The organism is Jatrophihabitans sp. (genome assembly GCF_046262535.1).
Taxonomy (GTDB): Bacteria; Actinomycetota; Actinomycetes; order Mycobacteriales; family Jatrophihabitantaceae; genus Jatrophihabitans.
In genome coordinates this window covers 18,854-29,235 of record NZ_JBHEMO010000052.1, presented here as the reverse complement: position 1 = coordinate 29,235, position 10,382 = coordinate 18,854, and the positions used below count along the sequence as shown (strand labels likewise).

The following is a 10,382-nucleotide window of genomic DNA, read 5'->3' as shown; positions in this document are numbered from 1 at the left end:
TCTGCACGCGCTGGTCGGCGGGCGGGGCGAGACGCTGGACGCGCTGCAGGAGCTCACCCGTCTCGCGGTCCAGCAGCAGACCGGGATCCGCAGCCGCCTGATGCTCGACGTGAGCGGGCACCGGCAGGCGCGCCGGATCGAACTGCAGAAGCTGGCCACCGACACCTCAGCCCGGGTGCTGGAAAGCGGTGAGCCCGCCCGCCTGTCGCCGATGAACCCGTTCGAGCGCAAGGTCGTCCACGACGCCGTCGCGGCGATCGATGGGGTGCGCAGCGAGTCCGAGGGCGAGGAGCCGTCCCGGCGGGTAGTCGTACTCCTCGACCGGTGACCTCGGCGGAGCGCCCGGGCGCTTCGGCTTCGGTCTGCACGCCGGCGGCGCCACCGGCGGCCGCCGCGATCTTCGGCGACCACTTGGACGCCGCTGTGCGGTTCGCCCATCGCCTGGCCACCGACGGCGTCACGCGCGGCCTGATCGGCCCGCGTGAGGTGGAGCGCCTCTGGAAACGGCACATCCTCAACTCGGCGGTCGTCACCGAGCTGCTGCCGCCGCGGTCCCGCGTCGTCGACGTCGGCAGCGGGGCCGGGCTGCCCGGGCTGCCCATGGCGATTCGGCGGCCCGACCTGCGGGTCGACCTCGTCGAACCCATGCTCCGCCGTACCGAGTTCCTGACCGAGGTGTCGACCGAGCTCGCCCTCGGCGATCGGGTACGGGTGATTCGCGGCCGGGCCGAGGAAAAGGCGGTGCGCTCGCAGGTCGGGTCCGCTGAGTGGGTGACGGCCCGGGCTGTTGCGCCGCTGGATCGCCTGGTCAAATGGTGTCTTCCCCTGCTGAGTCCGCGCGGACGCCTGCTCGCCCTCAAGGGCAGGACGGCTGAGGATGAGACCGCTGAGCACGGGGCGGCGATGGGTGCGCTCGGCGCGGTGGTGGAAGACGTCAGGCGAGTGGGCGAGACCGAACCGGACGCAGCCACCTGGGTGATCGTGGTGCGGCGCGCGCCCGGTCCAGGACTGCCACGAAAGGGGCGCGCATGACCGAGTATCCGGCCTCGCCGGCTGTCGAGATCGACCCTGGATCCGCTGTTTCACGTGAAACAAGGGACGACACCGTTTCACGTGAAACGGCGGCCGAGGGCCGCGAGCCCGTCAGCGCGGCCACTGTCGGGGGCAGCACCTCCGGATCCGTTTCACGTGAAACCGAACCCGACACTCCCATCGCGCGCGAAGCCGCTCAAGCGGTGCATGTGCTCAACGTGCGGCAGGAATCCTGGCCGCGACCGGCGGCGACTCGGGTGCTGACCGTCGCGAACCAGAAGGGCGGCGTCGGCAAGACCACGAGTGCGGTGAACATCGCGGCCGCGCTGGCAATGCACGGTCTCCGAGTCCTGCTCCTCGACCTCGATCCCCAGGGGAATGCCAGCACCGCGCTGGGCATCGAGCACACCGTCGGGACCCCGTCGATCTATGACGTCCTGTTGGGCGGCCGGCCGCTCGCCGAGGTAGGCCAGCAGGCCGACTTCGCACCGACGCTGACCTGTATTCCAGCGACGCTGGATCTTGCCGGTGCCGACATCGAGCTGACCTCGCAGGTCGCCCGCGAGTACCGACTGCAGCGCGCGCTGACAGCCTATCTCGCCACCGACGCCGAGTTCGACTACGTCTTGATCGACTGCCCCCCCTCGCTCGGCCTGCTGACGCTGAATGCCCTGGTCGCCGCCCGCGAGGTGCTGATCCCGATCCAGTGCGAGTACTACGCCCTCGAGGGACTGGCCCAGCTGCTCAACACGGTCGATCTGGTGACCTCGCACCTGAACCCCGAACTCAAGGTCACCACCGTCCTGCTCACCATGTACGACAGCCGGACCCGCCTCGCCGACCAGGTCGCGGACGAGGTGCGCCGACATTTCGGGCCGCTGGTCCTCGAGCCGGTGATCCCCCGCAACGTCCGGGTGTCCGAGGCGCCCGGGTTCGGACAGACCGTCATCACCTACGACGCCGGCTCCCGGGGCGCCATCGGCTACGTTCAAGCCGCGCGGGAGATCGCCGAACGCGGTGCCCCGAATTCCGATTCCGAGGGAGCACCGGTGAGCACCAGTGAGTAACAAGCAGCGACGTGGCGGCCTGGGCCGAGGGCTCGGTGCGCTGATCCCCACGTCCGCGGCCGAGGAGGACGCTCCGCCGGGCCCGGCATCAGTGCCCACGCACATCGGTGACGGGTCGGGCGCCCCGGTGCCGGTGCCCGGCGCACGCCTTGCCGAGCTGGCAACCGCCGAGATCCACCCGAACGCCAAGCAGCCGCGGCAGGTCTTCGACGAGGACGCCCTGGCCGAGCTCACCCATTCGATCCGCGAATTCGGAGTCCTGCAGCCGGTCGTCGTCCGCGCCGACCCGGCCGGTGGCTACGAGCTCGTCATGGGGGAGCGCCGGCTGCGGGCCGCGACGGCGGCCGGGCTCGACACGATCCCGGCGATCGTCCGGACCACCGCGGACGACGCGATGCTCCGCGACGCCCTGCTCGAGAACATCCACCGCGCCCAGCTCAACCCCCTCGAAGAGGCGGCGGCCTACCAGCAGCTGCTCGAGGAGTTCGGCACGACGCACGAGGAACTCGCGCACCGCATCGGCCGCAGCCGTCCGCAGGTCTCCAACACCATCCGGCTGCTCAATCTGCCGATCGCGGTGCAGCGCCGGGTGGCCGCCGGAGTGATCTCCGCCGGACACGCCCGGGCCCTGCTCAGCCTTGACAGCCCGGATCAGCAGGACGAGCTCGCCGGACGGATCGTCGCCGAGGGTTTGTCGGTCCGGGCCACCGAGGAGCTCGTCTCGCTGCTCCAGCATGGCGGCAACCCGCCGAAATCGACCCGGGCGGCGCCGGGCAAGCGCTTCACGGCGCCCGCGGTCACCGAGCTCGCGAACAAGCTGTCCGATGCCTTCGACACCCGGGTCCGCGTGGACATCGGCCGGCGCAAGGGCAAGATCACCGTCGAGTTCGCCTCGATCGACGACCTCGAGCGCATCGTCGCCGTGATGGCGCCACAGCTGTCCCACCGCCCGGCTGCCGAAGCGCAGGATCAGTCGAACGAGCCGTAACGCACGACCTCGGCCAGGCCGCGCCGGCCCCGCCGAAGGGATGGTGACCTGACGTCCGGCGCAGGGTGGCCGAGGCTGATCACCCCGATCGGCGCGAGACCGGCCGGCACCCGGAAGGCATCGAAGAGCGCGGCCCAGCGATCCGGCGGCACGCCGAAGAAGCACGCGGCGAGCCCCTGCTCCTGGACGCCGAGCAGGAAGAGCATCGCGGCCATGCCGGTGTCGACGTGCCAATAGGGCACCGACCAGCGCGCCTCGTCGCGGTCGGTCCAGCCCTTGTCCGGCTCGGCGTAGCGGTCGAGGTAGGCCTCCCGGTCGGAGAAGAAAACGACCAGCACGGGGGCGTCCTGCAGCCGGGCCCGCCAGGCGTCGGGCGCCCCGTCGCTCGTCGCCGCCCAGAACCGCTGCCGCGACGTTATGTCATCCAGGACGAGAAATCTCCAACCCTGGGTATGGCCGGCCGACGGCGCCCGGATCGCCAGCTCGAGGAGCTGGTCGACCGTTTCACGGGGTATCGGGGTATTCGGGTCATATGAGCGGATCATCCGGCGCCCACGGATGGCATCGCGCAGTTCCATCGCGTCAGCCTGTCACGCGCAGCTCATATCGTTTCGGCCGACCGGGACAGATGTGCGATCGTGTCAACCGTGGATCTGATGCAATCCCGCAAGCTCGCCGACGTCTGTTACGACATCCGCGGCCCGGTTCTCGAAGAGGCCAAGCGCCTCGAAGAGGAGGGGCGCCGGATCATCAAGCTCAACATCGGCAACCCGGCACCGTTCGGTTTCGAGGCACCGGAAGAGATCCTCGTCGACGTCATCCGCAACCTGCCGACGGCGCAGGGTTACTCCGATTCGCAGGGTCTCCTCTCGGCGCGGACCGCGATCGTGCAGCACTACCAGGGACAGGGCATCGACACGCTCGACGTCGACGACGTCTGGCTGGGCAACGGCGTCAGTGAGCTGATCACGATCAGCCTGCAGGCGCTGCTCGACAACGGCGACGAGGTGCTGGTGCCGGCGCCGGACTATCCACTGTGGACGGCGTCCACCTCGCTGGCCGGCGGCCGGCCCGTCCACTACTTGTGCGACGAGTCGACCGGCTGGCAGCCCGACCTCGACGACCTCCGCAGCAAGATCACCGATCGCACCAAGGCGCTCGTCGTGATCAACCCGAACAACCCGACCGGTGCGGTGTACTCGGCCCAGGTGCTGGAAGAGATCGCTGCTCTCGCTCGCGAGCACGGCCTCGTCGTCATGGCCGACGAGATCTACGACAAGATCCTCTACGACGACGCCGTGCACGTACCGTTCGCCAAGCTCGCGCCGGACGTTTTCGCGTTGACGTTCAACGGGCTGTCCAAGGCCTACCGGGTCGCTGGTTTCCGCTCGGGCTGGATGATCGTCAGCGGCCCGAAGCGGCACGCGACGAGCTACCTCGAGGGCATCACGATCCTGGCCAACATGCGACTGTGCGCCAATGTGCCGGCCCAGCACGCGGTGCAGGTTGCCCTCGGCGGACGGCAGAGCATCCGCGACCTGATCCTGCCCGGCGGGCGGCTGCTCGAGCAGCGCGACGCCGCGGTCCAGGCGCTACTCGAGATCCCGGGTGTGACCTGCTCGGTCCCGAAGGGGGCGCTCTACGTCTTCCCCCGACTGGATCCCGAGGTGTATCCCATCAAGGACGACCAGCGTTTCGCCCTCGAACTGCTGCGGGCGCAGCACGTCCTGGTGGTGCAGGGGACGGGATTCAACTGGCCGCACCCGGATCATCTGCGGATCGTCACGCTGCCGCGTTCGGACGACCTGCGCGACGCGATCGGGCGGATCGGCGAGTTCTTGTCGGAGTACCGCGGCGAGTTCTGACCGAGCGAGGAGGCGCGGATGTCGCGGCGACTGGTCAACATCACGCTGGACAACCTGTCCGACCTGCCTCCCGCCTGCCGCAATTGCGTGTACTGGGAGCTCGACCCGGTGGCTGGGCAGCGCGCCTGCGACGCCGGCGACACGGCGCTGGAGAAGGAAGCCTGGCTGTCGGACACCCTGCTCGAGTGGGGCAGCTGCGGGCTGCTCGTCTACCTCGACGGCGTCTCGGCCGGCTACGTCCTCTACGCACCGGCGGCCTATGTTCCGCGGTCGGTGGCCTTCCCGACGTCGCCGGTGTCGCCCGATGCGGCGCTGCTGATGACCGCCCGGCTGATGCCGGAGTTCCGTGGCCAGGGGCTGGGTCGGATGCTCCTGCAAGGAGTCGCCCGCGAGATCGTCCGCCGCGGGGTCCGGGCGATCGAAGCATTCGGCCGGGTCGGTGGGCAGGATCCCGATGCCTCCGACGCAGCCGACCTGAGCTGTCTGTTGCCAGCCGACTACCTGCTCGCGGTCGGGTTCAAGACCATCCGCCCCCACCCACGGACACCGCGGCTACGGCTGGATGTGAAGACCACGGTGACCTGGAAGGAAGACGTCGAGTACGCCCTCGACCGCCTCCTCGCATCGATGCAGACGCCGGTGCTGTCGCGCTGAGAGCGGTGCTCTCTCAAACCCGGAGCGCCGGCCCGGCGGGGATTCGCATGACGCCGGTCGGTGGATCGTCGGCGAGCGGCAGGTAAAGCCGTTGGACGGCGACGAGCAGGCCCTCGGCCATGAGGTCCCGGTACTGCGGATTCTCCAGCTTGGCCCGGTCGTCGGCCGACGTGAGGTAGCCGAGTTCGACCCGGACCGTGGGCATCCGGGTCAGGCGGAGCAGCGCCCAGGTCTTGCCGTGGACGCGGTTGTCGCCCATGCCGGTGCGAGCGACGAGCTCGCGCTGGGTGAGTTCGGCCAGCCGCTCGCCGATGGTGGAGGTCGACTCGCCGGCGCCGTAGTAGTACGCGGCGATGCCGTTGGCCCGCGGTGACGCGCAACCGTCGATGTGCAGGGACAGGACCAGGTCGGCGCCGACGTCGTTGGCCAGCTGGGCCCGTTGTTCGTCCGACGCTCCGCTCTTGGGGCCGCGCGTCGACCAGGTCTGGACGCCGAGGGCGGAGAAACGCCCTTCGACGCGGGACGCGAGGTCCCAGACGAGCTCGGCCTCGGTGGCGCCGTCGGCCGTCACGCCGGGATCCTCGCCGCCGTGGCCGGCGTCGAGGACGATCCGCTTGCCGAGCAGGCTGGGTCCGGAGTCGGCGACGGCCATCAGATCGCGCAGGAGCTGCGGGCGGCCGCCGACCACTCGACGGTCCAGCTGGCGCAAGGCGCGCAGTGTGCGGGGCCCACAGATGCCATCCACGACCAGTCCGTACTCCCGCTGGAACCGGCGCAGGGCCTCCGCGGTGAACGGCCCGAAGATGCCGTCCGCCCGCGGGAGGGCGAAGCCCATCTCGATGAGCTGAGTCTGCAGTTGGGTGACGTCGTCGCCGGTGAGCATCTGGCCGCTCTCGTGGGCGAGAACCCGGTCGCCGAGGCGCCAGTGGGCGCTGGTCAGCGCGGCGTAGGTTTCCGGGCCGACGCGTCCGTCGACCGAGATGCCTCGCCGCTGCTGGAAGTGCCGCACCGCCAGTTCCGTGGCCGCGTCGAAGACGTCGCCGACGTCGGCTGTGGTGTTGTCCAGGAGGCCAATGGCCGCGAGCATTCCCCGCACTTCGGCGACCGCGCTACCGGTGGCGCCGCGGCTCAGGGATTGCATCAGGAGAAAGCCTCGGCAATCAGTTCGGAGATGGATCGGGAGCCGATCCGGGCTTGGGTCATTGTGCCCCAGACCACCCAAGTCAAAGCCACACCCTCAAGAAGGCCGAAAGCCAGCGAGAGCGCACCGACAAACGCCTGGAAGCGAGGAAAAGCAGCGTTGCCCCCCAGCCGAGGCTGGGAGGCAACAACAGCCGTGAAACCCCGAGAGGCGGATCAGCCTACGAAGTCGCCGAGCTCCCTCAGGATGGCGGCCTTGGGACGGGCGCCGACGATGGTCTTCACGAGCTCGCCGCCGGAGAAGACGGCCATCGTGGGGATGGACATCACCTGGTACTTGCGGGCGGTCTCGGGGTTCTCGTCGATGTTGAGCTTCGCGATGGTGAGCTTGCCGGCCTGCTCGCCGGCGATCTCCTCGAGAACGGGAGCGACCTGGCGACATGGCCCGCACCACTCGGCCCAGAAGTCGACGAGCACGGGCCCGTCAGCGTTCAGGACGTCGGCGTCGAAGCTCTGGTCGCTGACGGTCTTGGTGTTGGCACCCATTTCGGTCCCTCTCGAAGTGTCGAAGTATGTGTCTTGCTGGTTGAACGTAACCCGACGGCCCGGAATTCCGCTGCCGATCAGCTGTTGGCGACGAGCTCGGACTCCAGCGTGGCGGTCGCCGGCGGCGCGCCCTCGGCCAGCGCGGCGAGGTAGCGCTCGGCGTCCAGCGCCGCTTGGCAGCCCGTCCCGGCCGCGGTGATGGCCTGCCGGTAGGTGTGGTCGACGAGGTCGCCGGCGGCGAAGACGCCGTCGAGGTTGGTGCGGGTTCCGTGGTTGGTCAGCACGTAGCCCTCGTCGTCCAGGTCGACCTGGCCGCGGACGAGTTCACTGCGCGGATCGTGTCCGATGGCGATGAAGAGACCGCCGACGGGCAGATCGGTCTCGGCGCCGGTGACGGTGTCCCGCAAGCGGATCCCCTCGACGGTGCCGGCGCCGTGGATGTCGGCGACCTCGCTGTTCCAGGCCCAGCGGATCTTGGGATCGTTGTTGGCGCGCTCGATCATGAACTTGCTCGCGCGCAGCGCGTCGCGGCGGTGCACGACGGTGACCGAGCGGGCGAAGCGGGTGAGGAAGGTCGCCTCTTCCATGGCGGTGTCGCCGCCACCGACGACGGCGATGTCCTTGTCGCGGAAGAAGAACCCGTCACACGTGGCGCACCACGACACGCCACGACCGGACAGCTCGTCCTCGCGCGACAGACCGAGCTTCTTGTAGGCCGATCCCATGGCCAGGATGACGGTGTCGGCGGTGAACTCGCCGTCCAAGGTGCGAACGGTCTTCACCGCGCCGGTGAGGTCGAGGGAGATGACGTCGTCGGCCACCAGCTCGGCGCCGAAGCGCTCGGCCTGGGTGCGGATGTTGTCCATCAGGGCCGGGCCCATGATGCCGTCCGGGAAGCCCGGAAAGTTCTCGACCTCGGTGGTGTTCATCAACGCCCCGCCGTACTGCGCACCCTCGAAGACGAGCGGCTTGAGGTCGGCGCGGGCGGTGTAGAGAGCAGCGGTGTACCCCGCCGGCCCCGAGCCCACAATGATCACGTTGCGATGCGTCACGATGCCTTCTTTCGGTGCTGCTGGCTCAACCATCCTAGGGACGTCCGGATTCCCGGGCCGCGACCGGCGCAGCGCGGACGCGCCGGGTTCAGCGGCGGGCGAGGCTGAGCACTTCGCGGACGTCCTCCAGCCGCATCCGCCACAGCACGACCACCAACACGAGAAGCCCGGCGACGCTGCCCAGGGCGAACCCGACGATGGAACCGGTGTGCCCCGTGCCCAGCTGGTGACGGGCGCCCTCGACGACGACCCAGGCGGCGGCCGCACCGATAGCGGAGGCGACGCCGATCTGGACGAGGGTCCGGAGCACCCGGCGGAAACCGAGACGGCCGAGTCGGCGGGTCAACAGAATGTGCCCGGCGATCGCACCGACCACGTAGGACAGAGAGGTCGAGATGTTGAGCCATTCGACGGCGTGGATCGACGGGTGCTTGTCGACGTCGGTGTGCGCCGGAGCCTGGTAGATCTCGTTCGAGACGATCACGAGCACCACCTTGGTGCCGACCATCAGCGCATTGATGACCGTCGGCGTGCGGCCGTCGCGCATGGCGTAGAACACCCGGAGCTGGAGCATCACCAGGGCGAACGGGAACAGCCCGAACGCCGACCAGGCGAGCGCCGAGCCGATGAGGTGCGCGCCGAGGACAGATACCTCGCCGTAGGAGAACAGCGTCACGCCGAGCACCGGGCCGAGGACGATCAGGCCGGCGGTCACGGGCACGAGTGCCACCGCCGAGAGCCGGGCACCGAGGCCGAGGTCGGCAACGACCGCCTCGTTGTCGCCACGGACGGCGGCACGGGACAACCGCGGCATGATCGCGGTCAGTACCGAGACGACGAGGATCCCGTAGGGCATCTGGAACAGCAGGTCGGCGTAGGTGAAGACGCTGAATCCACCGTTGTCGTTACCGACCTTCTGGATGACCGAGACGCCGATCTGACTGACCACGACGTAGCCCAGCACCCACCCGGCCAGCGTGCCGATCTCCTTGAGGCGGTCCTGTTCACCCGGACGCGCGCGGAAGCGCCACTGCCAGGTGAAGCCGGTACGCCGCAGTGCCGGGAGCATGACGAGGGCCTGCGCCGCGATGCCGAGCGTCGTGCCGATCCCGATGACGAGGATCTGCGGCGTGGTGATGGTCGACGGGTTCAGCGTCTTCGGCCCGGGCAGCAACCAGAAGACCAGCACCGTCGCCATCATGACGATGTTGTTGAGTACCGGAGACCACGCGCCCGGGCCGTAGACGTTCTTCAGGTTGAGCACGGCCATGAACATCGCGCCCAGGCCGTAGAAGAAGATCTCGGGCAGCAGGAGGGTGGCGAAGACGCTGGTGAGTTCCCGCTTGGGACCGGCGTCGACGAACACGGCCGCGATCCACGGCGCCATGGCCACGACGACCAGGGTCATGACCCCCAGGGCGGTGACCGCGATGGACAGCAGCCGCTGGGTGTAGGCCAGGCCTCCGTCGTCGTCCTCGGCTTCCGCGCGCACCAGCAGCGGGATCAACACGCTCGAGAGCACGCCGCCGAGCAGCAGCTCGTAGACCATGTTGGGCAGGTTGTTCCCGCTGTTGTAGGCGTTGCCGACGGCCGCCGTGCCGAGTGCGGCGACCAACATGATGCTGCGGAGGAAACCGGTGACCCGGCTGGCCAGGCTCGCTACGGCCATCGACCGGCTGTTGGCCATCAAACCCTGGTCAGAGGTGGCCGGCGCCGGCTTGGCCTGCGCTGCGTCGGCCGCGGTGTCGTCGGCCTGCTCGACACTCTCTTCGACCGCCTGGCCGCGCGCCCCCGAGTCGTCGGGCGCCGTGTCGGGGGTGCCGGCGGCCTGCTTCTTCCGCTTGCGCGGCTTGCCCACGTAAGTGGTGCTGCCCCAGGGGTTCTCCTGCGCTGCCCCGGCCTCGCGCCAGATGCCGAACAGCTGCGTCGACATCGGGTCGGCCTCGGTGAACATGCGCGGTTCGATCGGCCGGCCCCCGGCGTAGTGCGTCGGCGAGCTCCAGTCGTCGTCGCGCACCTCGGTGCCCGTCACAGCGAC

The 10,382-nt window shown here is 69.3% G+C and carries 11 protein-coding genes; 6 read left to right on the top strand and 5 right to left on the bottom strand.

All coding sequences use genetic code 11. The features are described 5' to 3' along the window. The 4 genes from ABR571_RS08395 to ABR571_RS08380 form a co-directional block, all read left to right on the top strand. Positions 1–328, top strand: a 328-nt coding sequence (locus tag ABR571_RS08395) for a protein jag (protein ID WP_409452735.1), incomplete at its 5' end; no start/stop codon positions are given. Next, a complete protein-coding gene (rsmG, locus tag ABR571_RS08390) occupies positions 325–1,032 on the top strand; it encodes a 16S rRNA (guanine(527)-N(7))-methyltransferase RsmG (protein ID WP_409452734.1) in 708 nt (235 codons plus the stop codon). The genes ABR571_RS08395 and rsmG, both read left to right, overlap by 4 nt. Before the next feature lie 203 nt (positions 1,033–1,235). Then, entirely contained in the window at positions 1,236–2,099 is an 864-nt protein-coding gene (locus ABR571_RS08385; protein WP_409452733.1) for a ParA family protein, read from the top strand. Further along, positions 2,092–3,087, top strand: coding sequence for a ParB/RepB/Spo0J family partition protein (locus ABR571_RS08380; RefSeq protein ID WP_409452732.1), 996 nt, complete (start codon positions 2,092–2,094; stop codon positions 3,085–3,087). Before ABR571_RS08385 ends, ABR571_RS08380 begins: the two co-directional genes overlap by 8 nt. Here ABR571_RS08380 and ABR571_RS08375 read toward each other — a convergent pair. Then, positions 3,069–3,665: a nitroreductase family protein gene (locus ABR571_RS08375; protein ID WP_409452731.1), complete on the bottom strand. Its 597-nt coding sequence runs from the start codon at positions 3,663–3,665 to the stop codon at positions 3,069–3,071. The two genes, ABR571_RS08380 and ABR571_RS08375, sit on opposite strands and share 19 nt — an antisense overlap. 78 nt (positions 3,666–3,743) lie before the next feature. On the opposite strand from ABR571_RS08375, the gene ABR571_RS08370 reads away from it, so the two are divergent. Both ABR571_RS08370 and ABR571_RS08365 read left to right on the top strand, forming a co-directional pair. Then, positions 3,744–4,952: a pyridoxal phosphate-dependent aminotransferase gene (locus ABR571_RS08370; protein WP_409452739.1), complete on the top strand. Its 1,209-nt coding sequence runs from the start codon at positions 3,744–3,746 to the stop codon at positions 4,950–4,952. A gap of 18 nt (positions 4,953–4,970) precedes the next feature. Continuing rightward, complete coding sequence (locus ABR571_RS08365) at positions 4,971–5,606, top strand: GNAT family N-acetyltransferase (protein WP_409452730.1); 636 nt, start codon at positions 4,971–4,973, stop codon at positions 5,604–5,606. Between the two features lie 13 nt (positions 5,607–5,619). On the opposite strand, the gene ABR571_RS08360 is transcribed toward ABR571_RS08365, so the two are convergent. The 4 genes from ABR571_RS08360 to murJ all read right to left on the bottom strand — a co-directional run bounded on the left by ABR571_RS08360 (position 5,620) and on the right by murJ (position 10,376). Further along, a complete protein-coding gene (locus ABR571_RS08360; protein WP_409452729.1) occupies positions 5,620–6,747 on the bottom strand; it encodes an N-acetylmuramoyl-L-alanine amidase in 1,128 nt (375 codons plus the stop codon). A 215-nt stretch (positions 6,748–6,962) separates the two neighbouring features. Further along, positions 6,963–7,292 (bottom strand): thioredoxin, encoded by a 330-nt coding sequence (gene trxA, locus ABR571_RS08355; protein WP_409452728.1) that lies wholly within the window; start codon positions 7,290–7,292, stop codon positions 6,963–6,965. A 77-nt stretch (positions 7,293–7,369) separates the two neighbouring features. Then, positions 7,370–8,344: a thioredoxin-disulfide reductase gene (gene trxB / locus ABR571_RS08350; protein WP_409452727.1), complete on the bottom strand. Its 975-nt coding sequence runs from the start codon at positions 8,342–8,344 to the stop codon at positions 7,370–7,372. Between the two features lie 88 nt (positions 8,345–8,432). Continuing rightward, a complete protein-coding gene (gene murJ, locus ABR571_RS08345) occupies positions 8,433–10,376 on the bottom strand; it encodes a murein biosynthesis integral membrane protein MurJ (protein WP_409452726.1) in 1,944 nt (647 codons plus the stop codon). Positions 10,377–10,382 lie beyond the last annotated feature (6 nt).

Excerpts from the sequence above, each read along its gene's own strand:
- ABR571_RS08375 (WP_409452731.1), bottom strand. The coding sequence starts at position 3,665 with ATGGAACTGCGCGATGCCATCCGTGGGCGCCGGATGATCCGCTCATAT.
- ABR571_RS08370 (WP_409452739.1), top strand. The coding sequence starts at position 3,744 with ATGCAATCCCGCAAGCTCGCCGACGTCTGTTACGACATCCGCGGCCCG.
- ABR571_RS08365 (WP_409452730.1), top strand. The coding sequence starts at position 4,971 with ATGTCGCGGCGACTGGTCAACATCACGCTGGACAACCTGTCCGACCTG.
- ABR571_RS08360 (WP_409452729.1), bottom strand. The coding sequence starts at position 6,747 with ATGCAATCCCTGAGCCGCGGCGCCACCGGTAGCGCGGTCGCCGAAGTG.
- trxA (WP_409452728.1), bottom strand. The coding sequence starts at position 7,292 with ATGGGTGCCAACACCAAGACCGTCAGCGACCAGAGCTTCGACGCCGAC.